The following is a 24343-nucleotide window of genomic DNA, read 5'->3' on the forward strand; positions in this document are numbered from 1 at the left end:
TCTAGGCCTTTTTATTTATGTGCTGAATATACTGTGGATATCTTCCTCGGTCAGGCCGATTAGGGGGTCGATTTTCAGGAAATTTTCCTCAGTCAGGACATAGTTTTCCACAGGTGTTTTCATTTTATCCACAGGATTGTGGATATTGCTTTCGGCTTGCGGGAGGTCTCCAAAGCGCTCGATGAGATAAGTTTTGCGGGCGGTGCCGGTGTTTTTGACGGCATAGTTAAAGGCAGCTTTTTCCCCAAGCAGGATCAGCTTGCTCTTGGCGCGGGTGATAGCGGTGTAGATGAGGTTGCGCTGCAGCATCCGGTGACTGCTCTTAGTGATGGGCAAGATAACCACCGGAAATTCACTGCCCTGAGACTTGTGGATGCTCATGGCGTAGGCTAGGCGAATCTTGTACCATTCGCTGCGCGGGTAGATGATTTCATTGCCGTCAAAGTTGATGGTCAGCTCGTCCTGCTTGGAGTCGGTGTACTTAGCAGGCAGCAGATCGCTGATATAGCCTAAGTCACCGTTAAAGACATTGCTTTCGGCATCATTGACCAAGTGGATAACCCTATCTCCTTGGCGATACTGACAGTCGGGAGCTTCAAAGGTCAATTCATCTTTCTCTACAGGATTGATGAGATTTTGCATAAGATTGTTAATCTGGTCGATACCGGCTGGCCCCCGATACATAGGTGCTAATACCTGAACATCTTGAGCTGGGATACCGCTGCGAATGGCTGCGCTAGCGATTTTCTCAATCATAGGCGGGATATGCTCATTTCGAGCTTCAAAATAAGAGCGGTCCGCTTTTTTGTCTGTAAAGTCTGCTGGCAAAATGCCTTTCTGAATCTGGCTGGCCAGTGTGACGATTGTAGACTCCTCGCTCTGCCGATAGATGGTTTCCAGCTTGGTCTGTGGAATAGTCGGTATCTGCAGCAAATCTGCCAGAACCTGACCCGGACTGACAGAGGGCAGCTGGTCGGCATCTCCGACAATCAAGAGTTTGGTCTGAGAGGGGATATTGCTGAGGAGTTGATTAGCCAACCAAGTATCCACCATGGAAAATTCATCCACAATGATAAAATCAGCATCCAGATAATCATCCAAATGACTGGTATCATCATCGCCAGTCATCCCCAAGTGGCGGTGGATAGTGGCACTAGGAAGACCGGTCAATTCGTTCATGCGACGAGCAGCACGTCCGGTCGGAGCTGCAAGCAGAATAGGCAAATCATTGACCTTTCGAAGATCCAAGCCGCGAAGCTGGGCGTAGACTGCGATGATGCAGTTGATAACGGTAGTTTTTCCAGTACCCGGTCCGCCGGTTAGGATAAAGACCTTCTGATTGATAGCCTGACGGATGGCTTCTTTTTGGATACTGTCATAGGAGATGCCGGAGTTCTCCTCCACTTGCTGGATAGCCGCAGTAATGTTATCTGCGTCAAAGCAGTCTTGCTCTCCTTTTTCCAACAGACGGACCAGATTACTTTTTATTCCTTCTTCAGCAAAAAATAGGCTGTTTTCAAAAATCTTGGTCTCTACATTTTGGACCTTATCTTCCTCAATCAGATGGGCCAGCTCATCAGCGACTAGACTAGGGTTCAGCTCCACTTGACGTGAGCTTTCTAAGAGCTCGATGGTATGCTCAAGTAAATCACGAGCTTCAACATAGGTATCTCCCCGCTCCATGGACTGGGTCAGCAAGGTGTGGACAAGGCCAGCCCGAAACCGCTCTGGGGCATCACTTTGGATACCCAGTTCTTCTGCCAGATGGTCAGCGATTTTAAAGCCGATTCCCTGAATATCTTCTACCAGCTGATAGGGATATTTTTCGACAATATCCAGCGTTTCTTCCTTGTAGGTATCCTGGATTTGAAAAGCTAGCTTATTGGGAATGCCGTAGGCTGCCAGTTTGGCTAGTACCATCTCAGTTCCGTAGTTTAGTCTGAGCTTGGCGACAAAGACCTCGCGGTTCTTAGCTGCTAAGCCGTTTATCTGGGTTAGCTTTTCCGGCTCTGCTAAAATCTTGTCAATGGTGTCCTCGGTATCTTCTCCGTAGAGTTGGACGATTTTTTGAGCAGTCTTGACCCCGATGCCCTTGAAATGGTCGCTGGAGAAGTATTTTACTAGGCCATTGCTGCTGGGTTTGGCACGCTCATAGCGGGAAATTTTCAGCTGCTGGCCATATTTTGGGTGCTGGACAAGACTGCCCCAGAAGGTGTAGTCTTCGCCTTCCATGACATCTGCCATGGAGCCGGTGACAATGATTTCAAAATCTTCAAAATCTTCGGCATCTGTATCCTCAATATCTAAGAGCAGGATGCGGAAAAAGTTGCTGGGATTTTCAAAAATAATCCGTTCAATCGTTCCTGAAAAGTAAAATTCCATAGTTTATAGGTTCTTCTTTTAAAACGAACCCAGCTGAAGTTCAACTGAGTTCGGTATACTTAGTAGGTCTTAAAGGGCAGCAGAGGCCAGAAGCGGAACTTAGCTTCGCCCTGGATTTGTTCTGCTTTGAAGGCACCAACCTGTCGGCTGTCCTTGGAAACAATTCGGTCGTCACCCAGAAGCAGGTATTCATCATCCAGAAGCTTGATGGTGAAGACAGGACTGCCATCTTTGTCAACAGTGAAGGCTTGAGCCTGAGCAGCGAGTTTTCTGAAAAACTCCCCATTGTCATCATAATCGTCCCCAGTATAAGTGGATTGGAGTTTGTCTTCTTTGAATTTCTTGATGTAGTCCGTCAGGTAAGGCTCGTCTGTTTTTTTGCCGTTGATATAGAGAGTATCATTTTCATACTGAATAGTGTCGCCCGGCATACCAATGACCCGCTTGACAATCTCCTTGCTCGTTCCGTTATCATCTGTCTCAGTGGCGACGACGATATCAAAGCGATCAATAGACTGATGTTTGAGGATAAGTAAGTATTCCCCATTGGCTAGCGTAGGATCCATAGAGTGACCATCTACCTTTACAGGAGACCAGAGAAAGAGCCGTGACAGGATAATGACAGAGATAAAGATGATAAAGAGGGCCCATTCTTTAAGAAATGAGAGGACAGGATTTGATTTTTTCATAGGTTACCTTTCTAGAAGTTTTTGTGCTTTTTCAGTATTTTTAAAGTGGAGTTTAGCAGAATGCTGCAGACCGGCCATTCCATAGGCTTGAAGAATCTGGCTGGCAACTTGGTCGCTCTTGCTTCCGGCTCCGCTAGGCAGGGTATAGCCTAACTCTTGACTGAGATTTTCTAGATTTTCCAGAAAGAGGTCACGAGCGATAATAGAGCTGACCGCAACAGCTAGAAACTTTCCTTCAGCCTTTTCAATCAGACTGACCGGATTTGGAAAGTGATTTTTTTCCTGCTTTAGGTATTTATTGTAGTTTTGCTGGCTGGTAAAGGCATCGATGACGATTTTTTCAGGATTTAGACTTTTTTGCAGCAGTAGGTAAATAGCTTGATTATGTAAGGCTACCTTGACAGAGACGGCGTTGTAGCCAGAAGCGATGACTTCATTGTACTTCTCTGGCGATAGGAGCAGAGCTTGATGGGCAATCTTTTCTTTCAAGACAGGCGCCAGTTGGCGAATCTTACTATCGTTCAAGGTTTTAGAATCACCGACACCCAGTTTTCTCAGAAAGTCATGCTGGTCTGGAGTGACGAAAGAAGCTACGACGGCTAGACCTCCAAAGTAGGAGCCGTTGCCGACCTCATCGGTCCCAATGAGGGCAAAATTCTGAGAAGCAGGACTAGAACTGGATTTGCCTGCTTGATGGCCGAAAAAGCCAGCGTAGTGAACAGCTTTTGCCCCTTGAAAGAGAACTTTTCCGGAGCTAAAGACACTGACCGTTGCCTGATCCAGCCGAAAGAAATATTGAATATGAGGGTTCTTGCTGGGAGCCAGCTGGCTCTGATATTCCTCAACAAAAGCCTGAATTTCTTGTTGTTTAGGACTGAGGGTGATACTTTCCATACCCCCTATTGTACCATAAAAAGGAAAAGTCGAAAGTCATAAGATTAAAAATCCTACAAAAATTTTGTAGGAGAGCACCGCTGCTTGCTATGTCAAAAAAGATGATAAAGAAAGTCCCGGTATCGTTCCAAGTGTTTTAATAACTGACAAAGGGCTTCTTTTTTGATATAATACAATGAGGTGATTTTATGGCAAATTTGAATCGATATAAATTTACATTTGGAAACAAGACCTTAACTCTAACAACAGAACACGATAATCTCTTTATGGAAGAAGTAGAACGGGTAGCAAAGGAAAAATACAAGGCTATCAAAGAGCAGATGCCTGCGGCAGATGATGAAGTCCTAGCGATTTTGCTGGCTGTCAATAGCCTATCTACTCAGCTCAGCCGCGAGATTGAGTTTGATGACAAAGAAAAAGAACTAGAAGATTTTCGTCACAAAATGCTCAGTGAGCTGAGAGAAAAGTCGGGTAAATAGAGGAGAAATAATGCTTTCTATTATTATTTTACTAATATTGGCCTGGAGTTTTTATATTGGCTACTCGCGTGGTATTGTTCTGCAGGGCTATTATGCCGCTGCGACCATGGTTTCTATGCTGGTAGCTGGATCTTTTTATAAGAGCTTGGCCAAGTTTATCAGTCTTTGGGTGCCTTATGCCAGCGCGACTCAGGGCTCTTCGACCTATTTTTTCCCTAGCTCCCAGCTCTTTCAGTTGGACCAGGTTTTTTATGCTGGTTTGGCTTATCTTATTATTTTTACAGCTGTCTACATCCTTGGGCGCTTTTTTGGGATTTTTGCGAATCTGATTCCCTATCCCAATAAACTGGATACCAAATGGTACAATGTGACTAGCGGAGCCATCGCTGTTTGCATCTCTATTTTTGTTTTGGGAATGTGCCTGACTATTTTAGCGACGGTGCCAATGGAGATGGTTCAGGAGCGGCTTAACAGCAGCTTTATGATTCGCTTTATTGTCAAGTATACCCCTATCACATCCAATATCCTCAAAGATCTCTGGGTGAATCAAGTTATCGGATAAAAGACGACTCAGTTGGCCTGCTAGCTGGGTTCTTTTTTACTAGAAAAGAAAATTATGAACACAAAAATTTTAGAAACCTTAGAATTTAGCAAGATTAAAGAACTTTTTGCTCCCTATCTTTTGACCGAGCAGGGGCAGCTGGAGCTGGGTCTGCTTTTGCCGACCAGCAAGAAGGAGACGGTGGCCTCGGCTTTTCTGGAAATGACGGATATGCAGCAGATTTTTGTGCAGCATCCGCACTTTAGTCTGGCTGCGACTCAGGATATTACTGCCTTGACCAAGCGCTTGGAGCTGGAAAGCGACTTGAATATTGAGGAGTTTTTGGCTCTCAAGCGCGTTTTGGCAGTGACTCAGGAGCTCAAGTCTTTTTATGATGACTTGGAAAATGTGCACTTGGAAAAGCTGGATCGTCTGTTTGAGAATCTAGTTGTTTTCCCTAAGCTGCAAGGAAGTCTGCAGGCTGTTAATGATGGCGGCTTTATCGAAAGCTTTGCTAGCGAAAGTTTGAGCCGCATTCGCCGAAAAATTCAAGAAAATGAAAACCAAGTGCGGGAAATTCTGCAGGAGATTCTCAAAAACAAGGGAGAGATGCTGGCGGATCAGGTAGTAGCCAGCCGGAATGGCCGCAATGTGCTGCCCGTGAAAAATACCTACCGCAACCGCATTTCTGGTGTGGTTCATGATATTTCAGCCAGCGGTAATACCGTCTATATCGAGCCTAGAGCAGTTGTCAATCTCAACGAAGAAATTGCCAGCAGTCGGGCGGACGAGCGTTATGAAATTCAACGGATTTTGCAGGAATTATCAGACCTCTTCCGTCCCCATGTAGCTGAAATTGCCAACAATGCTTGGATTATCGGACATCTGGATCTGGTGCGCGCCAAGGTCCGCTTCATGCAGGAGACGGGAGCGGTGGTGCCAGACCTTTCGGAAGAGCAGGATATCCAACTACTCAGTGTCCGCCATCCCCTGATTGAAAATGCGGTGGCTAATGATTTGCATTTCGGGCCTGATTTGACAGAGATTGTCATTACAGGGCCTAATACGGGTGGTAAGACCATCATGCTGAAGACCTTGGGCTTGGCTCAGATCATGGCTCAGTCAGGCCTGCCGATTTTGGCGGACAAGGGGAGTCGCGTTGGGATTTTCAGTCAGATTTTTGCAGACATCGGGGATGAGCAGTCCATTGAGCAGAGCCTGTCGACTTTCTCTAGCCATATGACCAATATTGTCTCTATTTTAGAGCAGGTTGATAGTGAGAGTTTGGTTCTGCTGGATGAGCTGGGAGCTGGAACTGACCCGCAGGAGGGAGCAGCTCTAGCCATTGCCATCTTGGAAGATTTAAGGCTACGACAGATTAAAACCATGGCGACAACCCACTATCCTGAGCTCAAAGCCTATGGGATTGAGACGGACTGGGTGGAAAATGCCAGCATGGAATTTGATACAGATAGTTTGCGGCCGACCTATCGCTTTATGCAAGGAGTGCCTGGTCGCTCCAATGCCTTTGAAATCGCTCGACGTTTGGGCTTGGCGGAAGTTATCGTTGGCCATGCCCAAGAGCAGACCAACACAGACAGTGATGTCAATCGGATCATTGAGCGCTTGGAGGAGCAGACGCTGGAAAGCCGCAAGCGCTTGGATAATATCCGCGAGGTGGAGCAGGAAAATCTCAAATTTAACCGGGCCCTCAAAAAACTTTACAATGAGTTTAACAGAGAAAAGGAAACCGAGCTCAATAAGGCACGGTTGGAAGCCCAGGAAATCGTTGATTTGGCTTTGTCAGAGAGTGAGAGCATTCTCAAAAATCTCCATGATAAGTCCAGTCTCAAACCGCATGAGATTATTGAAGCCAAGGCTCAGCTTAAAAAATTGGCACCGGAAACGGTTGATTTATCAAAGAATAAGGTGCTCAAGCAGGCCAAGAAAAATCGGGCGGCCAAGGTGGGAGATGATATCCTAGTCACCAGCTATGGTCAGCGGGGAACCTTGGTCAAGCAGCTCAAGGACGGCCGCTGGGAAGCTCAGGTCGGCCTTATCAAGATGACTCTAGAAGAGCAGGAATTTAATCTTCTCAAGGCTGAAAAAGAGCAGCAACCTAAGCGCAAGCAGGTCAATGTGGTCAAGCGGGCCAATACTGCTGGACCGAAAGCCAGACTGGATCTGCGCGGTAAACGCTATGAGGAGGCAATGGAAGAGCTTGATGCCTTTATCGATCAGGCCCTCCTCAATAATATGGCCCAGGTGGATATTATCCACGGTATTGGGACCGGGGTCATCCGTGAAGGGGTGACAAAATACCTTCGCCGCAACAAGCACGTCAAGTCCTTCGGCTATGCTCCGCAAAATGCCGGCGGCAGCGGTGCGACGATTGTGATCTTTAAGTAAGAAGGATCAAGAAAAATGGCTGGTTAAGCCATTTTTTGTGCTATAATGTAGGCGTATAATAGATTGGAGAGATAAGCCATGAAATTTAATTATTTATCAGATTCCTGCACGACCATTTTGGTAGGCAAGAAGGCTAGTTACGATGGTTCAACCATTGTGGCTCGTACAGAGGATTCACAAAACGGGGTCTTTACACCCAAGAAATTTATCGTAGTGGAACCACAAGACCATCCCCGCCATTATCAGTCAGTTTTGACGTCTTTTGAGATGGATTTGCCGGACAATCCAGTCCGCTATACAGCAGTGCCAGACGCAGTTCCCAAAGATGGAATTTGGGGAGCTGCTGGAATTAACAGCTACAATGTTGCTGTTAGCGCAACGGAAACGATTACGACCAACAGTCGCGTGCTGGGAGCGGATCCGTTAGTCGAGTCAGGTATTAGCGAGGAGGATATCCTTACGCTGGTTCTTCCCTATATCAAAACAGCTCGCGAAGGGGTTCTTCGTTTAGGGAAAATCCTAGAGGAATACGGTACTTATGAGTCCAATGGGATTGCTATTTCGGATGTCAATGAGATTTGGTGGCTGGAAACCATTGGCGGCCACCATTGGATGGCACGGCGCGTGCCGGATGATGCCTATGTGACCAATCCCAATCAGCTGGGCAGCGATTATTTTGAATTTGACAATCCAGAGCACTTCCTCTGTCATCCAAATCTCCAAAAGTTTATCGAGGAAAACCATCTCAATCTTAATTACTCGGACGAGGGCTTCAATCCGCGCTATGCTTTTGGCAGCCAGAAGGATAAGGACCGCCATTACAATACGCCGCGAGCTTGGGATATCCAGCGTTTTCTCAATCCAGAAGTGGAGCAAGATCCAAGGAGTTTCTTCATTCCATGGTGCCGCAAGCCATACCGCAAGATCACGATCGAAGATGTCAAGTATGTCCTGAGCAGTCACTATCAGGATTCGCCTTATGATCCTTATGGAGCAGAGGGGGACCACCACAGCAGACGGGCCTTTCGGACTATCGGGATCAATCGGACCAGTCAGACAGCCATCTTGCAGCTACGCCCTAATCAACCGCAGGAAACGACTGGAATCCAGTGGCTGTCCTACGGCTCCATGCCTTACAATACAGCCGTTCCTTTCTTTACTCAAGTCTCGACAACGCCAGACTACTTTGCCAATACGACGGACAAGGTTTCGACGGCTTCTTTCTACTGGGCTAATAGACTCATTGCTGGGCTGGCTGATGCTCATTTTAACAGTCATGTCGGAGACTTGGATGATTATCAGGAAAAGACCATGGCCTGGGGCCATGAAATGATCAGTCGGGTAGACCGATCTCTGGCCAAGGGCGAGGATGTGGACTTTGAAGCTGAAAATCAAGCTATGAGCGACAAGGTGCAAGAAGCGACGGATCAGCTCTTGGAGAAGGTTCTCTTGGATGCCAGCAATCTCATGACCAACCATTTCTCACTGAGTGACTGAGGTCTTAGCCGTAGCAAATATTTTTCTTTCTCTAGTTTTTGGTGTAAAATGTTAACAAAAGTAAGCTATTTAAAGGAGAAGATTTATGGTAGCAGCAGTTACAGATGCAACATTCGCAGAAGAAACAAAAGACGGATTGGTTCTGATTGACTTTTGGGCAACTTGGTGTGGTCCATGCCGTATGCAGGCACCTATTCTAGAGCAGTTGGCAGGAGAAGTTCATGAAGATGAAGTGAAAATCCTTAAAATGGATGTGGATGAAAATCCAAATACTGCCCGTGAATTTGGCATTATGTCCATTCCGACCCTTTTGTTCAAGAAAGACGGTCACGTCGTTAAGCAAGTCGCAGGTGTTCACACCAAAGACCAGCTCAAGGCTATTATCGCCGAATTAAGCTAAGCAAGAAGCCTCTGGGCTTCTTTTTTTGTATCAAAAACGTTTACATCCTTAAAAATTTTCATAAAATATTGACAAAAGGCGAATGTTCTTTTAGAATAATAGAAAATTAATAATCAACACCGAACGAAGTTTTTCAGAAAGAGGCGGGGCCTCTGACTGTGAAATGGACGGAACTCTGGAGAGACCAGGAATGGCACCGAAGGGGCAAGGCGGTTTAGAACCGCTCAAACTCTCAGGTAAAAGGACAGAGCGAAGAGGCAGGGATTTCCCTACTCCAGCACATCCAGAGTACATGTTTTGCATGTGCTCTTTCTTTTTCTCGGTGTGAAAAGGAGCTTATATCATGTTGGAAATATTGAATCGTCTAGATTCTTTTGTTTGGGGTCCGCCCCTGCTCATTTTGCTGGTTGGTACCGGTATCTATCTTAGTCTGCGTCTGGGCTTGCTGCAGATTTTTCGTCTTCCGCGTGCCTTTCGGCTAATCTTTGTATCAGACGAGGAGCATCAGGGCGATGTCTCTAGTTTTGCGGCTCTCTGTACGGCTCTGGCTGCGACTGTGGGAACGGGAAATATCATCGGAGTGGCAACTGCCATTAAAACTGGTGGACCGGGTGCCCTCTTCTGGATGTGGGTAGCTGCTTTCTTTGGGATGGCGACGAAGTATGCCGAGGGCCTCTTAGCTATCAAGTACCGCCGCAAGGATGCTCATGGTGCTATGGCGGGCGGTCCCATGCACTATATCCTATTAGGAATGGGCGAGAAATGGCGTCCGCTGGCCATCTTTTTTGCGATAGCTGGTATCTTGGTGGCTCTCTTGGGGATTGGGACTTTTACGCAGGTCAATTCCATCACAGAGGCCATGCGGAATGCCATTCAGCTGCCTCCAGCTGTGACAGCTTCTATCTTGGCTATTTTGGTGGCTCTGGTTATTTTCAGCGGCATCCAGTCTATTGCTCGAGTATCGACCAAGGTTGTGCCCTTTATGGCAGCGATTTATATCTTGGGGACTGTGACTGTCTTAGCGGTCAATCTAGATCGATTGCTGCCCACTCTCCAACTGGTCTTTAGCTCAGCATTTAGCCAGACGGCTGCTGTCGGCGGTTTTGCCGGTGCGACCATCCAGATGGCAATTCAAAACGGGGTTGCGCGTGGAGTTTTCTCCAATGAATCTGGCTTGGGATCAGCGCCCATTGCAGCGGCGGCAGCTCGGACAAAGGAACCGGTAGAACAGGGCTTGATTTCCATGACCGGAACCTTTATTGACACCCTGATTATCTGTAGTCTGACAGGATTGACGATTTTAATCACAGGAGTCTGGGATGGCAATCTTAATGGTGTGTCTCTTACCCAAGCAGCCTTTGCGAGTGTTTTTGCTAATTTTGGTCCGGTCCTGCTTTCAGTCTTTCTAGTTCTGTTTGCCTTTACGACTATCTTGGGCTGGAACTACTATGGTGAGCGCTGTTTTGAATTTCTCTTTGGGGTGCGCTATATCCGCGTTTATCGTCTGCTCTTTGTCCTGATGATTGTTCTCGGTGGTTTTGTAGGTCTAGAGGCGGTCTGGATTCTTGCAGATATTGTCAATGCCCTCATGGCCTTGCCGAACTTAATCGCTCTTCTGGTGCTTTCTCCTATTGTTATCAGTGAAACAAAGAAATACTTTGCCAAGCATCGAAAGAACTAATTTTCGCACATAAAAAAGCCTCTAGCTTTCTGTAATGATGGAAGTCTAGAGGTTTTTGTTGAAATTAATAGCGTTTTTCTTTCGGCCAGCTGCTCATCTCGGCCACAGCTGTAAAGAGGACATCAGTAGAAGAGTTGAGGGCTGTCTCGCAGGAGTCCTGAATGACACCGATGACAAAGCCGACGCTGACTACCTGCATGGCCAAATCATTGGAAATCCCAAAGAGGCTGCAAGCGACTGGAATGAGCAGAAGAGACCCGCCAGCTACACCGGAAGCCCCACAGGCAGAAATTGCTGCTACGACACTGAGAACTAGAGCTGTGCCAAAGTCAACCCGGATACCCAGCGTATTGACAGCAGCCAAGGTCAGGGTATTGATAGTAATAGCAGCCCCTGCCATGTTGATAGTGGCTCCCAGAGGAATAGAGACCGAGTAGGTCTCTGGATTGAGTCCTAGATCCCGACATAGTTTCATGTTGACGGGGATGTTAGCCGCTGAGCTGCGCGTGAAAAAGGCAGTCACACCACTGACTCGCAAACAGCGCCAGACCAAGGGATAAGGATTTTTCTGCAGCATGATAAAGCTAATCAAAGGATTGATAACCAGAGCGACAATCAGCATGCTGGCTATCAAGACCAGCAGCAGGATACCATAGCTTTTGAGAGCCTGGAAGCCTTTGCCGGAAATGGTCGTGTAGACCAGGCCTAAAATGCCAAGAGGGGCTAGATTGATAATCCACTCGACAATCTTAGAAGTGATATCTGCCAAGGTCTGCAGCAGTTCCTTGCTGTGGTGGCTAGCTTCTCGCATGGCAATTCCAAAGATGACAGCCCAGAACAGGATACCAATGTAGTTAGCGGTGATGAGGGCGTTGACGGGATTGTCCACCAGCTGAAGCAGAAGATTGCTGAGGACTTGTCCGATTCCGTCTGGCGGAGAAACCTTTTGGGAGGACGACGCCAACTCTATGCGAATGGGAAAGAAGAAGTTGACCAGAACCGCGACCAAGGCAGCCGCAAAGGTTCCCAGAAGGTAGAGCAAGATGACTGTTTTCATATTGCTCTTTTGTCCTTTTTGCTGCTGCGACAGGGCGTTTGCTACCAGAGCGAAGACTAGGAGCGGAGCGATGGCCTTGAGGCCGCCAACGAAGATTTGGCCCAGAAGTCCAATGGCCTGTGCTTGGGGGAAGATGACAGCCAGCAGGACACCAATGCCAATACCAATGGAAATCCGCTTGATTAGATTGGTTTTATTCCAAATAGTGATGAAGCGATGGACCGTGTAAGTTCCTTTCTTGTCTTAGATACTTATTTTATTATACGATAGGAAGGGGGTGAAAGCAATGCTAGGTCATGCTAACCATTCTATGTCCATGCAGATTGGTCTTTGTGGTATAATGGTAGTAATCTTTTTGGAGGTAGCCTATGTCTAAGACCGGAAATGTCTTTTCCCGCTATATCCAGCAGTTTGACTGGAGCAAGATTGCAGATGACCTTTTTTCCAAGCTGGTCTCTTTACTTCTGCTTTTTATCTTATTTTACATCGTTAAGAAAATCCTGCATTTGTCAGTGACCAAGATCATTGCCCCCTCTCTCAAGCTATCCAAGCAGGATGTAGCCAGACAGAAAACCATTACTCGGCTGATTGAGAATCTGCTTAATTATGTCTTGTATTTTCTCTTGATTTACTGGGTTTTATCTATCTTGGGTCTGCCAGTTTCCAGTCTTTTGGCTGGTGCGGGAATTGCCGGGGTGGCCATTGGGATGGGAGCTCAGGGCTTCCTGTCGGATCTAGTCAATGGCTTCTTTATTCTTCTCGAGCGACAGTTAGATGTCGGTGACAATGTCCGCCTGACTAACGGTCCTATCAACATCGCTGGAACAGTGATCAGTGTCGGGATTCGGACGACACAAGTGCGGGACGCGGACGGAACGCTTCATTTTGTTCCAAACCGCAATATCATGGTTGTCAGCAATCTGTCTCGTGGAGACATGCGTGTTCTGATTGACATTCCCATTTATGCCCAGACGGATTTAGACGAGATTTACCGCATCATTTCTAAGGTTAATGAAGAAGCAGTGCCAGAACATCCAGAGATTCTCAAGGAACCGGATGTCTTGGGGCCGCAGATGGCTTCAAATGGCCAGTTCAACTTCCGTATCAGCATGATCGTACAAGGCGGCATGCAGGTTTCCATTTACCATATCTTCTACCGCCTTTACCATGAAGCGCTTTTGCGAGAGGGGATTGAACTCCCAACGCTTGGGCCTCTTACAAAAGGCGAGTAATTATTGATTAGAAAGGTCCATATGAATCAGCGAATTCAGCAGGAGATTGTCAGCGAGGACAATCATGTTTACCGTTTAAAACGTCCTCTCCACAAGCAGGGTCTCTTTTGGGCAGCTCTGGTTTCTGGGATTATTATCTTTCTTCTGGCCTTACTCAGCATTCTCCTCGTCATTACAACGATTGGCCTTATGGAGGAAAATGACCATCTCAAGTCTCTCACAGGCTACCATAACTCGCCTTTAGAGTCCTATAACAGCCATGCTTTTGAAAAAACAGTTGAATTTTCCAGTGGACTTAAGGTGACAGTTCATTCGGCAGTAGAAGACAGCAAGAGAGTCATGAGTGATGAGTCAACAGGAGTAGCTGTCGTTGCGACAATCACGGTTGAAAATACTTCTAAAAAGCCCATTCTGGTCAGTCCTTATGACTTTGGACTCTATGACAAGAAGGAGAATGTCTACATTTTGGATGGCTCAACCTTTGACAATACACAAATCGGCGCCAATCTGGCGCCAGGCAAGTCTGTTCGTTTTGACCTAATCTTTGACGGTGAAGGCGGCGATGAGGATACCTATACTGTGACCTACGAAAATGCTAAGTGGCAAAAGGAGAAAAACAAGACAAAGCAAGAGAAAAAGAAGGAGCAATAGGGGAAATTAACCTATTACTCTAATGTCTTTGCTACTTTCCGCACTAGATTTGAAAATGGAGGCAGCAAACTGTATAGATAAAAGAAGATTTGAGGCAAAAGTTTCAAATCTTTTTCTTGACTCTGACCTTAGAGGAGGGTGTATACTGGTGAAAATTAGAAAAGGAGATTGCCATGAAAATCAATATCATTCGTTCTGATAAGGTTTATCAGGAGTTGCTCGAATTACCCTTGGAAAAAAGAGAGGGTTGTTTTCGAGCTAAGATTTTAGCACCTTTTGCAACAAAATATCAAACACAACACATTCCTCTGAAAGCGAAGTATCCCGGAGGATTTGATGCTCTTTTCCTACTTGGCTTTATGAATCAGCTACCCGGCACTCTGTCAGAAAAGGATAGACCGTCTATTGATGCTCTCAGTTCAGATCAGCTTTGGCAAGATTGCCAGAATACCATCAAGAGGAGTATAAGTCTTTTTGAGCAAGCTGGATATGATTTAGAGGTTGAGGATTATCATTTCACTATTTTATTGGGAAATCCTGAAAAACCTATGTTACAGCTCAATAAGGGTTATAGCGGAGATGGTGGAATTCCAGGCTACCTCATGCTTAGTCTGTTACCGAATGACTACACTTTGCCACGTGTACAGGCGGCGCTGGCCCACGAGTGCAATCATAATGTCCGCTTCCAATTTATCAAATGGAACCAGCAGACGACATTAGCAGACTGGGTAGTTAGTGAAGGATTGGCAGAGTCTTTTGCTGCTGAGCTCTATGGCAAGGAGCTCATCGGACCTTGGGTCACTTCAACCAGTCCAGAGCAGTTAGAGGAGATTAAGCCCATCATCTCAAGTCAGCTTCAGCTAACGGGGATGGCGGAAATGGCTCCTTATCTCTACGGTGATGAAATTGCTGAGATACAGGGTCAGATACCGGTTGGTATGCCTTATGCTGCGGGCTATGCTTATGGCTATCATCTGATACAAGCCTATCTGAAAAAGACTGGCAAGAGCATTATTGAGGCCACAGTAACACCGACAGAAGAAATTTTAGAGGCGACAAAAGACTTTTGGAAATGACACATTTTTGCTTGAAAATCTACCAGAACCTGATATAATGTAGGTGATTTCTGGAGGTATCAGTATGCATTATAAAAGAATTGAATTAAAAGTCACAAATCAAGGTATCCATGAGCGCAAGATTTTTCAAGGTGTCAAAATTTTCAGCCGTAGCAAGCTGTCCAAAGATCAGAAAAGCATTCTGACGCAGAAGCTTTACCTGACTCCGAAGCAAAACATTGTTTACTATCAACGGACAGATGTCAACTATGAGCAGAACTGGCATCATAAGAAGGATTATTATGAACTAACTTATGGCCAGTTGGACAGAGAAACTGTCTTTAAGGTTTGCCAAGATTTTGACGAACTAAGTCCTTTTCTGGAGAATGAGCTGTTAGAGAAGCTAAAAGAAAAGCAGTCTGCAGGCAAATTTTTTGAAAAATTAGATATATAAAAATCCGACTGCTTATAAAAGCAGTCGGATTTATTCTAGTTTGATAGTGCTTAAACAATACCTTTAACAATCATAGCTTTGGCCACGTTTTCGAAGGTAGAGATGTTAACACTAGCCAGATAGTCTTTGCTAAGTCCGTAAGTTTCAGCGGTAGTTTTAGCTGTGTTAAGAATGTTGGTCATGATGTCCTTGAGACGGCCAGAGTATACTGACATCTATTCATCTGATGAGAGGGATTTTATCATCCAGATATTCATAGCTGGGTGGCCGGCGGCGTTAGAAAGTGGTTGTTGCAATGCTGTAAAACCATAGTGCTGATAGATTGCCACAGCCGTAGCCAGTTCAGTAGAGGTTTCTAGATAAAGTTGTTCATAACCTGCTAAGCGGGCTTCATGGAATATCCGCTTTATCAACCTGCTGGAATAACCTTTGCCACGGCTATTCTTAGTGACGTACAGTTTTTGTAATTCAGCAATCTTATCAGACACAGGTGCAAAGCCACCACAACCAACCAGCTGCCCTTCGTCTTCCAGGACAAAGTAAGCTGCTCTCTCTTGCTGTTGATAATAGTCGGCCAAATGATCTAGATGAGAATCAAAGTAGACAGTTCCTGGTTTGTCAAGCCCGAATTCTTCTAGGCTGGCTCGAATGAGCTGCGCTACAGCTGGATTGTCTCTCACTTCCATTGGCCGTAAGTTCATGATAGTCCTCCGATAGGATGTATCGACTAGTTAAACAATACCTTGGGCAATCATAGCGTTGGCTACGTTTTCGAAGGCGGCGATATTTGCTCCTGCAAGGTAGTCAGTACCAAGTCCGTATGTTTCAGCAGTTGTTTTAGCTGTGTTGAAGATATTTGTCATAATGTCCTTGAGGCGGCCATCAACTTCTTCGCGAGTCCATGACAGACGAAGGCTGTTTTGGCTCATTTCAAGGGCAGATATAGCAACACCACCAGCATTAGCAGCTTTGGCAGGTCCGTAGAAGATACCATTCTCTTTGTAAACTGCAATAGCATCCAGGTCGCTCGGCATGTTGGCTCCTTCAGATACACAGATAACTCCTTGAGCTACCAAACGTTTCGCAGCTTCGCCATTGATTTCATTTTGTGTCGCACATGGCAGAGCGATGTCATAGTTACCAGCGTAAGTCCAGACAGAACCTTCATGGTAAGTAGCAGTTGCTTTTTCAGCAGCATATTCTGTCAAGCGAGCGCGGCGTTTTTCTTTGACATCAACCAAAAGATCAAAGTCAATACCGTTTTCATCGATAACATAGCCGTTTGAGTCAGATACAGAGATAACAGTTGCACCAAGCTCAGTTGCTTTTTGAAGAGCGTATTGGGCTACGTTACCAGAACCAGAAATAACCACCTTTTTGCCAGCAAAGCTTTGGCCGTTAGCTTTAAGCATTTCTTCGGTGTAGTAAACCAAACCGTAGCCAGTTGCTTCTGGGCGAATCAAGCTGCCGCCAAATCCAAGAGGTTTACCAGTCAAGACACCAGCATCGAATTGGTTAAGACGTTTGTATTGGCCATAGAGGTAGCCGATTTCACGTCCGCCGACACCGATATCACCAGCTGGAACGTCAAGAGATGGACCGATGTGTTTTTGCAATTCTGTCATAAAGCTTTGGCAGAAGCGCATCACTTCAGCATCAGTCTTACCTTTGGGATCAAAGTCAGATCCACCTTTACCACCGCCGATTGGCAGTCCAGTCAATACATTTTTAAAGATTTGCTCAAATCCGAGGAATTTCAAGATACCTTGGTTTACAGTTGGGTGGAAACGAAGGCCGCCTTTATAAGGGCCAACTGCTGAGTTAAATTGTACGCGGTAACCACGGTTGACTTGTACGTTGCCTTCGCGGTCTACCCAAGGAACACGGAAGCTTATAACGCGCTCAGGCTCAGTAATACGCGCTAGGATGTTTTCTTCAATGTATTCTGGGTGTTTTTCGAAAACGGGCTCCAGAGTATTGAGAAACTCTTCAACAGCTTGGAGGAATTCTGCCTCGTGTCCGTTGCGGGCTTTTACGGTCTCGAAAGTGCTTTGGATATATTCTTTAGCAGTTGTCATCTGTCATTCTCCTTTAAATAAAATAGTAAACCATCCTGTCGGAAGCTACTTACAACTTGTGTGACGAGGATGTGTTTAAATTTTTAAAACAGGCATCTTTTAGATGTCATATTTTATTACATGGAACATTATAGCAGACTTTTTTTCTCTTGTAAAGAAAAAAGTTGAATTTTCTAAAAATTTCCACAATTTATTTTCTGAAATATTCCAGAAAATAGCTGAGCGAACTGGATGTTTTCCGAACGTTAGTCAGGAATTGCTGGTTTAAAAAACGAAAAAGTGGAGTTTGGTGATATAATAGAGGAAATGAGCTAAAGGCACTCGCCTTCAGAAAAAAAGGAGCGTTTTACTATGGTTTCGACATCTACACAGATTGCTGGTTTTGCATTTGACAACTGCCTGATGAATGCAGCTGGTGTTGCCTGCATGACAAAAGAGGAACTGGCAGAAGTCAAAGATTCTGCTGCGGGAACATTTGTGACCAAGACGGCAACGCTGGAATTTCGTCAGGGAAACCCAGAACCGCGCTATCAGGATGTTCCGCTGGGGTCTATCAATTCCATGGGCCTGCCCAACAATGGTTTAGACTACTATCTTGACTACCTGCTGGAACTCCAGGAAAGCGAACCGAATCGCACTTTCTTCCTCTCTTTGGTCGGTATGTCGCCAGAAGAAACCCACACCATTCTTAAGAAAGTGCAGGCAAGTGACTTTAAAGGCATTACTGAGCTCAATCTCTCCTGCCCCAATGTCCCTGGCAAGCCGCAGATTGCTTATGACTTTGAAACGACGGAAAAGATTTTGTCAGAGGTTTTTGCTTATTTCACCAAGCCATTGGGTATCAAGCTACCTCCTTATTTTGACATCGTGCATTTTGATCAGGCCGCTGCGATTTTTAACAAATATCCGCTCAAGTTTGTCAATTGTGTAAACTCAATCGGAAACGGTCTTTATATAGAAGATGAGTCAGTGGTCATTCGTCCGAAAAATGGTTTTGGAGGTATCGGAGGTCAGTACATCAAGCCGACTGCTCTGGCCAATGTCCATGCCTTTTACCAACGCCTGAAACCGGAAATCCAAATCATTGGTACTGGTGGTGTCCTGACGGGGCGAGATGCCTTTGAGCATATCCTCTGTGGAGCCAGTATGGTGCAGGTAGGAACAACCCTTCATAAAGAAGGAGTGGCAGCCTTCGAGCGTATCACCACAGAACTCAAGGCTATTATGGAAGAAAAAGGCTATGAAAACCTGGAAGATTTCCGAGGGAAATTGAAGTATATTGAGGAGTAATCTTCTATAACAAGAGTTGTAGTGATTTGAAATGAAGAATATGGCTGGGTTGAGAAGTATTGAAACCTAGCTTTTTCATATTATTTTGAAGAAAGTTCTAATCAAATTGCTATAATTTCGACTCCTTTTATGAGAAAATAGACGCAAAGAAATGAGGTGCTTTTATGGCAGAAATTTATTTAGCAGGCGGATGCTTCTGGGGATTGGAAGAGTACTTTTCTCGCATTGAGGGTGTGGAGGAAACGACAGTGGGATACGCCAATGGGCAAGTGGAATCAACCAACTACCAGCTGATTCATCAGACGGACCATGCAGAGACGGTTCATCTGATCTATGATGAAAAGCGGGTCAGCCTGCGGGAAATCCTGCTCTATTATTTCCGAGTCATTGATCCTCTGTCGGTCAATAAGCAGGGAAATGATGTAGGACGTCAGTATCGGACGGGCGTTTACTATACCAATCAAGCCGATAAGGCAGTCATTGAGCAGGTTTTTTCTGAGCAGGAAAAGCAGTTGGGACAAAAGATTGCTGTTGAGCTAGAGCCTTTGCGCCACTATGTCCTAGCTGAGGACTATCATCAGGATTATCTCAAGAAAAATCCTGGTGGCTACTGTCATATCAATGTCAATGATGCTTATCAGCCCTTGGTCGATCCAGGACAGTACGAGAAGCCTACGGATGTAGAACTAAAGGAGCAGCTGACGGAAGAGCAGTACCAGGTGACCCAGAACAGTGCGACAGAGCGCCCTTTCCATAATGCCTACAATGCCACTTTTGAAGAAGGAATTTATGTAGATGTGACGACTGGTGAGCCCATCTTTTTTGCTGGTGATAAGTTTGAGTCTGGCTGCGGCTGGCCTAGCTTTAGCCGGCCCATTGCCAGAGAAGTTCTGCGATACTATGAAGACAAGAGCCATGGCATGGAGCGGATCGAAGTACGCAGCCGTTCAGGGAACGCCCATCTGGGGCATGTCTTCACAGACGGACCAGAAGCAGCAGGCGGCTTGCGCTACTGTATCAACTCAGCAGCTCTGCGATTTATTCCAAAAGAGAAAATGGAAGCAGAAGGATATGGCTATCTGCTGACCTTCATGCAGTAAAAGGGCATAAAATCAACTCAAATACTTCAAACAGTCATATAAATTTTTTATCACGGTGATAAATTATTTATATAAGCCAAGTCTCCTTGAACATGGTAAAATGAGAAGTAATCTTATAAAATAGAAGATTTAGAATTTTATTCATTAAAGGAGAATAAATGATGAATTTGAAAAAAATCTTTTCAATCGGCTTAGTAGGCCTTGCAGCCTTGGGTTTGGCAGCTTGTGGCGGAGGCTCTTCTAATAAGGAGAGCAAATCAGCAGACGGACCTGTAACCGTTAAGGTTGGGGTAATGAGCCTGAGTGATACAGAAGAAGCGCGCTGGAACAAGGTTCAAGAGATTCTTGACAAAGAAAATGCAGGTGTTAAATTAGAATATACACAGTTTACCGACTACTCTCAGCCTAACCAAGCTCTGCTTGACGGTGATGTGGATATCAACGCTTTCCAACATTACAACTTCCTTGAAAACTGGAACAAAGAGAAGGGGGCAGATCTTGTGTCTGTTGCGGATACCTATATCGCTCCTATTCGTCTCTATTCTGGTACAAAGGACGGCAAAAATAAATATACAAATGTGAAAGACATCCCAGAAAATGGTACGATTGCCGTTCCAAATGATGCGACAAATGAGAGCCGTGCTCTTTATCTTCTCGAATCAGCTGGCTTGATCAAGCTTGATGTTAAAGGTAAGGAACTTGCGACTGTTGCCAACATCAAAGAAAACAAGAAGAATCTGACAATTTCTGAGTTGGATGCTTCTCAAACGCCAGCTTCTCTGACTTCAGCAGATGCTGCAGTTGTCAATAATACTTTCGTCCGCGAAGCAGGCATTGACTACAAAAAGGCCCTCTTCAAAGAAGAAGCCAATGAAAACTCAAAACAATGGTATAACCTGATTGCAGCGAAACCAGATTGGAAGAAATCAGACAAGGCTGACGCAATTGAAAAAATTATCAAGGCTTACCACACTGATGAAGTAAAAAAAGTTATCGAAGAATCATCAGATGGTATGGATCAGCCAGTGTGGTAATTTTTACCAGCAGAAATTCATTGTATTGAATAAATGAAATGATTAAGAAGGGCGGAGATTAGCTTCTCCAGCCCTTTATCTGCTATTATGGTCATTTAGTTTGAACAGTATCTGGCTTTGGGTTAGGTCGGTACAGATTGTAGAACGCGACTTGTCAGTTCCTTAGGTCAAATGACAGACGGAAATCAAACTAAAAGGCTACAGAGGATACATCACATATTGGACAAATCAAGGAGTGAATCGGAAATTATGGGCAAAGAAATTATCAAATTGGATCACATTGATGTCGTTTTTAATCAAAAAAAGCAAAACATTAAGGCCGTAGAAGATGTGACCATTCATATTAATCAGGGAGATATTTATGGAATTGTAGGTTATTCTGGTGCCGGAAAATCTACTCTGGTTCGTGTCATTAACTTGCTGCAGGTGCCGTCTGCCGGTAAGATTACGGTGGATGATACGGTTTTCTATGATCATCATCAGGTTCAGCTTACTGCGGCTCAGCTACGTCAAAAGCGTAAGGATATCGGGATGATTTTCCAGCATTTTAACCTCATGGCTCAGATGACAGCCAAGGAAAATGTTGCTTTTGCGCTTAAGCATTCACCTTTATCAGCTGCTGAAAAAGAGAAGAAAGTTCACACTCTTTTGGACTTGGTAGGCTTAGCAGATCGGGCGGACAATTATCCTGCCCAGCTGTCTGGCGGTCAGAAGCAGCGGGTGGCCATTGCGCGTGCCTTGGCCAATGATCCCAAAATCCTAATCTCGGACGAGTCCACATCCGCTCTGGATCCTAAGACCACCAAGCAGATTTTGGCTCTATTGCAGGATTTGAATCAAAAATTGGGTCTGACTATTGTCCTCATTACCCACGAAATGCAGATTGTCAAGGACATTGCCAACCGGGTAGCAGTTATGCAGAACGGTCGGCTGATTGAGGAAGGTTCAGTTCTGGATATTTTCTCTAATCCCAAGAATGAGCTGACCCAAGACTTCATTACGACCGCAACCGGTATCAATGAGGCCATGATCAAAATCAACCAGCAAAAGATTGTGCAAAACCTGCCGGAAAATTCCATTCTGGCACATTTGAAATACTCAGGTGTGGTAACGGACACAGCCATTATAAACGACATTTACAAGCAGTATCAGATATCGGCCAATATTCTTCACGCCAATATTGAGATTTTAGATCATGTACCGGTCGGAGAAATGGTCGTTATCTTATCTGGAGAGACCAAGCAACTGGCGGCGGTGCAGGAAAGTCTGCGCGAAGCAGGAGTAGAGCTGCATGTTCTGAAAGAAGGGAGTAACTAATGCTACAGCTGATTCAACAATTTATGCCCAATGTTTATAGAATGGGCTGGTCTGGGCAGGCTGGCTGGGGAACAGCTATTTACCTGACTCTGTATATGACCATCATTCCTTTCTTTATCGGAGGGATTCTAGGCTTTATCGCTGGTCTCTTGCTTGTCTTGACAGGGCCGCGAGGTATTTTGGAAAATAGACTTGTCTTTTTCGTCTTGGACAAGGTTACCTCTATCTTCCGGGCGATTCCTTTCATCATTCTCCTAGCCCTTATTAATCCCTTTACTCGGATTATTGTGGGAACTGGGATTGGTCCGACTGCGGCCTTGGTACCTCTTTCGCTGGCTGTTTTTCCTTTCTTCGCCCGTCAGGTTCAGGTGGTCTTATCCGAACTAGACCGAGGGGTCATTGAAGCGGCGCAGGCTAGTGGAGCAACTTTCTGGGACATTGTCGGTGTTTACCTGCGGGAAGGTCTGCCGGACTTGATTCGGGTGACGACTGTTACGCTGATCTCTCTGGTTGGTGAGACCGCTATGGCGGGAGCAATTGGTGCTGGTGGACTGGGAAATGTTGCCCTGACTTATGGTTATCAGCGTTTCAACCATGATGTGACTATTCTTGCGACCATTCTTATTTTGCTGCTCATCTTCTTTATTCAGTTTGTTGGGGATTTCCTGACACGGAAGATTAGTCATAGATAATGATTGACAACTAGGGCCTCAGCTGGGGCTCTTTTTAATGCCATAATTGTATTAAAAGACTTGCGCAATTAGATTAGGATTGTTATAATAGCTAAAATCTCTTGAAGTCAAGTGTTGGGAAAGTGAGGATATGGCGGATGAAAGCTTATACAAATGTCAATCTGGTGACCTGTGACAGCGTATTTCATGTTTACCGAGAAGGGCTGCTGGTCGTGGAAGATGACCGCATTGCCTACTGTGGTCCCTATGATGAAAGCTGGCTAGGGAAATGCAGTGAAACAGTGGATTATGAAGGGGCTTGGATCATGCCAGGACTGGTTAACTGTCATACTCACTCGGCCATGACCTTGCTGCGTGGGATTCGTGATGACAGCAATCTGCATGAATGGCTGGAGGACTATATCTGGCCAGCAGAAAGTCAATTCACAGCGGATCTAACGACTGAGGCTGTCCAGCTGGCTCTAGCTGAAATGCTGCTGTCAGGAACAACAACTTTTAACGACATGTATAATCCTCAGGGAGTAGAGATTGACCGGATTTATCAAACTGTGCGGCAGTCTGGTATGCGTTGCTATTTCTCACCAACACTCTTTAGCTCTGAGGCGGAAACTGCAGAAGAGACTCTGGTTCGTACTCGGGACATTATTGAGAAAATCCTTTCCTATAATGATGAAGATTTTCAGGTCATGGTGGCGCCTCATTCGCCTTATGCCTGTGATGAAGCTCTGCTCAAGGGAAGTCTTGAGTTAGCGCGTGAGCTGGATTTGAAGCTTCATATCCATGTGGCAGAGACCCAGGAAGAAAATAAAATCATTCTGGAGCGCTATGGTAAACGTCCTATAGCTTTCTTGAAAGGCCTGGGCTACTTGGAGCAGCCAGCCATTTTTGCTCACGGGGTTGAACTAAATCCGTCAGAGATTGCGGATTTGGCGGCTTCACCAGTCAGCATCGCCCACAATCCTATCAGCAACCTCAAGCTGGCTTCCGGTGTAGCTCCGGTGACCGACTTACTAGCCGCTGGGGTGACCGTTGGCTTAGCGACAGACTCTGTCGCTTCCAATAATAATCTGGATATGTTTGAAGAAGGTCGGACAGCTGCTCTCCTTCAGAAGATGCGGGCAGGAGATGCGACCCAGTTTACGATTGATCAGGCCTTGAAAGCTTTGACTATTGAAGGAGCCAAGGCGTTGGGATTGGATAACAAAATCGGTAGTCTGGAAGCGGGCAAGCAAGCCGATTTCATTGTCATTCAACCTAAGGGAAGACTTCATCTCTATCCTTTGGGAAATATGCTGTCGCACCTAGTGTACGCAGTCAAAGGCAGCGATGTTCAGGATGTCTACATTGCAGGGCAGCAGGTTGTCTGAAACGGCCAAGTGCTGACCGTTGATGTTGGAAATTTTGTGTAAGT

General features: G+C 45.6%; 22 protein-coding genes, 1 pseudogene and 1 riboswitch. Of the genes and pseudogenes, 16 read left to right on the forward strand and 7 right to left on the reverse strand.

Annotated features, from left to right (window positions below; genetic code table 11):
- Positions 1-15: 15 nt before the first annotated feature.
- From recD2 to rnhC, 3 genes are read right to left on the reverse strand one after another with little or no spacing between them, the layout of a single operon-like run.
- Complete coding sequence (gene recD2, locus HMPREF9380_RS09320; RefSeq protein WP_002932007.1) at positions 16-2382, reverse strand: SF1B family DNA helicase RecD2; 2367 nt, start codon at positions 2380-2382, stop codon at positions 16-18.
- A 59-nt stretch (positions 2383-2441) separates the two neighbouring features.
- Positions 2442-3071 carry a signal peptidase I gene (gene lepB / locus HMPREF9380_RS09315; RefSeq protein ID WP_002932010.1) on the reverse strand — a complete coding sequence of 210 codons (630 nt, stop codon included), beginning with the start codon at positions 3069-3071 and terminating at the stop codon, positions 2442-2444.
- A 3-nt stretch (positions 3072-3074) separates the two neighbouring features.
- Positions 3075-3965, reverse strand: coding sequence for a ribonuclease HIII (gene rnhC / locus HMPREF9380_RS09310; RefSeq protein WP_002932014.1), 891 nt, complete (start codon positions 3963-3965; stop codon positions 3075-3077).
- A 188-nt stretch (positions 3966-4153) separates the two neighbouring features.
- Here rnhC and HMPREF9380_RS09305 point away from each other — a divergent pair, with 188 nt between their 5' ends.
- The 6 genes from HMPREF9380_RS09305 (at position 4154) to HMPREF9380_RS09280 (ending at position 10972) form a co-directional block, all read left to right on the forward strand.
- Positions 4154-4444: a hypothetical protein gene (locus HMPREF9380_RS09305; RefSeq protein WP_002919703.1), complete on the forward strand. Its 291-nt coding sequence runs from the start codon at positions 4154-4156 to the stop codon at positions 4442-4444.
- Positions 4445-4454: 10 nt separating this feature from the next.
- Entirely contained in the window at positions 4455-5006 is a 552-nt protein-coding gene (locus HMPREF9380_RS09300) for a CvpA family protein (RefSeq protein ID WP_002932017.1), read from the forward strand.
- 54 nt (positions 5007-5060) lie between these two features.
- Positions 5061-7394: an endonuclease MutS2 gene (locus HMPREF9380_RS09295; protein ID WP_002932018.1), complete on the forward strand. Its 2334-nt coding sequence runs from the start codon at positions 5061-5063 to the stop codon at positions 7392-7394.
- Positions 7395-7472: 78 nt separating this feature from the next.
- Positions 7473-8891, forward strand: coding sequence for a C69 family dipeptidase (locus HMPREF9380_RS09290; protein WP_002932019.1), 1419 nt, complete (start codon positions 7473-7475; stop codon positions 8889-8891).
- An 85-nt stretch (positions 8892-8976) separates the two neighbouring features.
- A complete protein-coding gene (gene trxA, locus HMPREF9380_RS09285) occupies positions 8977-9291 on the forward strand; it encodes a thioredoxin (protein WP_002932020.1) in 315 nt (104 codons plus the stop codon).
- 165 nt (positions 9292-9456) lie between these two features.
- Positions 9457-9549, forward strand: a riboswitch (glycine riboswitch).
- An 85-nt stretch (positions 9550-9634) separates the two neighbouring features.
- Complete coding sequence (locus tag HMPREF9380_RS09280; protein WP_002932021.1) at positions 9635-10972, forward strand: alanine/glycine:cation symporter family protein; 1338 nt, start codon at positions 9635-9637, stop codon at positions 10970-10972.
- Between the two features lie 64 nt (positions 10973-11036).
- On the opposite strand, the gene sstT is transcribed toward HMPREF9380_RS09280, so the two are convergent.
- A complete protein-coding gene (sstT, locus tag HMPREF9380_RS09275) occupies positions 11037-12239 on the reverse strand; it encodes a serine/threonine transporter SstT (RefSeq protein ID WP_032907153.1) in 1203 nt (400 codons plus the stop codon).
- A gap of 158 nt (positions 12240-12397) precedes the next feature.
- Between sstT and HMPREF9380_RS09270 the strand changes: the two genes are divergently transcribed.
- The 4 genes from HMPREF9380_RS09270 to HMPREF9380_RS09255 all read left to right on the forward strand — a co-directional run bounded on the left by HMPREF9380_RS09270 (position 12398) and on the right by HMPREF9380_RS09255 (position 15421).
- On the forward strand, positions 12398-13261 hold the full coding sequence (locus HMPREF9380_RS09270) for a mechanosensitive ion channel family protein (RefSeq protein WP_002932023.1): 864 nt from the start codon (positions 12398-12400) through the stop codon (positions 13259-13261).
- 21 nt (positions 13262-13282) lie between these two features.
- The gene (locus HMPREF9380_RS09265) at positions 13283-13912 is read left to right on the forward strand and encodes a DUF4352 domain-containing protein (protein WP_002932026.1); all 630 of its coding nucleotides are present in this window, start codon (positions 13283-13285) and stop codon (positions 13910-13912) included.
- Between the two features lie 173 nt (positions 13913-14085).
- Positions 14086-14988: a DUF2268 domain-containing putative Zn-dependent protease gene (locus HMPREF9380_RS09260; RefSeq protein ID WP_002932028.1), complete on the forward strand. Its 903-nt coding sequence runs from the start codon at positions 14086-14088 to the stop codon at positions 14986-14988.
- Positions 14989-15052: 64 nt separating this feature from the next.
- Positions 15053-15421, forward strand: a complete 369-nt coding sequence (locus tag HMPREF9380_RS09255) for an EXLDI protein (protein ID WP_002932034.1) — start codon at positions 15053-15055, stop codon at positions 15419-15421.
- 50 nt (positions 15422-15471) lie between these two features.
- Here HMPREF9380_RS09255 and HMPREF9380_RS09250 read toward each other — a convergent pair.
- From HMPREF9380_RS09250 to gdhA, 3 genes and pseudogenes are all read right to left on the reverse strand, one after another.
- Positions 15472-15621: pseudogene (locus HMPREF9380_RS09250) on the reverse strand (NADP oxidoreductase); the annotation flags it as partial.
- Positions 15622-15636: 15 nt separating this feature from the next.
- Positions 15637-16122, reverse strand: a complete 486-nt coding sequence (locus HMPREF9380_RS09245) for a GNAT family N-acetyltransferase (protein ID WP_002932036.1) — start codon at positions 16120-16122, stop codon at positions 15637-15639.
- Between the two features lie 30 nt (positions 16123-16152).
- Positions 16153-17499: an NADP-specific glutamate dehydrogenase gene (gdhA, locus tag HMPREF9380_RS09240; RefSeq protein WP_002932037.1), complete on the reverse strand. Its 1347-nt coding sequence runs from the start codon at positions 17497-17499 to the stop codon at positions 16153-16155.
- Between the two features lie 351 nt (positions 17500-17850).
- On the opposite strand from gdhA, the gene HMPREF9380_RS09235 reads away from it, so the two are divergent.
- The 6 genes from HMPREF9380_RS09235 to HMPREF9380_RS09210 all read left to right on the forward strand — a co-directional run bounded on the left by HMPREF9380_RS09235 (position 17851) and on the right by HMPREF9380_RS09210 (position 24299).
- On the forward strand, positions 17851-18789 hold the full coding sequence (locus HMPREF9380_RS09235; protein ID WP_002932038.1) for a dihydroorotate oxidase: 939 nt from the start codon (positions 17851-17853) through the stop codon (positions 18787-18789).
- 164 nt (positions 18790-18953) lie between these two features.
- Positions 18954-19889 carry a peptide-methionine (R)-S-oxide reductase MsrB gene (gene msrB, locus HMPREF9380_RS09230; RefSeq protein WP_002932039.1) on the forward strand — a complete coding sequence of 312 codons (936 nt, stop codon included), beginning with the start codon at positions 18954-18956 and terminating at the stop codon, positions 19887-19889.
- Positions 19890-20047: 158 nt separating this feature from the next.
- Positions 20048-20923, forward strand: coding sequence for a MetQ/NlpA family ABC transporter substrate-binding protein (locus tag HMPREF9380_RS09225; protein ID WP_002932043.1), 876 nt, complete (start codon positions 20048-20050; stop codon positions 20921-20923).
- 249 nt (positions 20924-21172) lie between these two features.
- Entirely contained in the window at positions 21173-22240 is a 1068-nt protein-coding gene (locus tag HMPREF9380_RS09220) for a methionine ABC transporter ATP-binding protein (protein ID WP_032907158.1), read from the forward strand.
- Entirely contained in the window at positions 22240-22932 is a 693-nt protein-coding gene (locus tag HMPREF9380_RS09215) for a methionine ABC transporter permease (RefSeq protein ID WP_002898357.1), read from the forward strand. Before HMPREF9380_RS09220 ends, HMPREF9380_RS09215 begins: the two co-directional genes overlap by 1 nt.
- 137 nt (positions 22933-23069) lie before the next feature.
- Entirely contained in the window at positions 23070-24299 is a 1230-nt protein-coding gene (locus HMPREF9380_RS09210) for a TRZ/ATZ family protein (protein WP_002932046.1), read from the forward strand.
- Positions 24300-24343: the final 44 nt, after the last annotated feature.

The organism is Streptococcus sanguinis SK49, from assembly GCF_000212815.1.
GTDB classification, from domain to species: domain Bacteria; phylum Bacillota; class Bacilli; order Lactobacillales; family Streptococcaceae; genus Streptococcus; species Streptococcus sanguinis_C.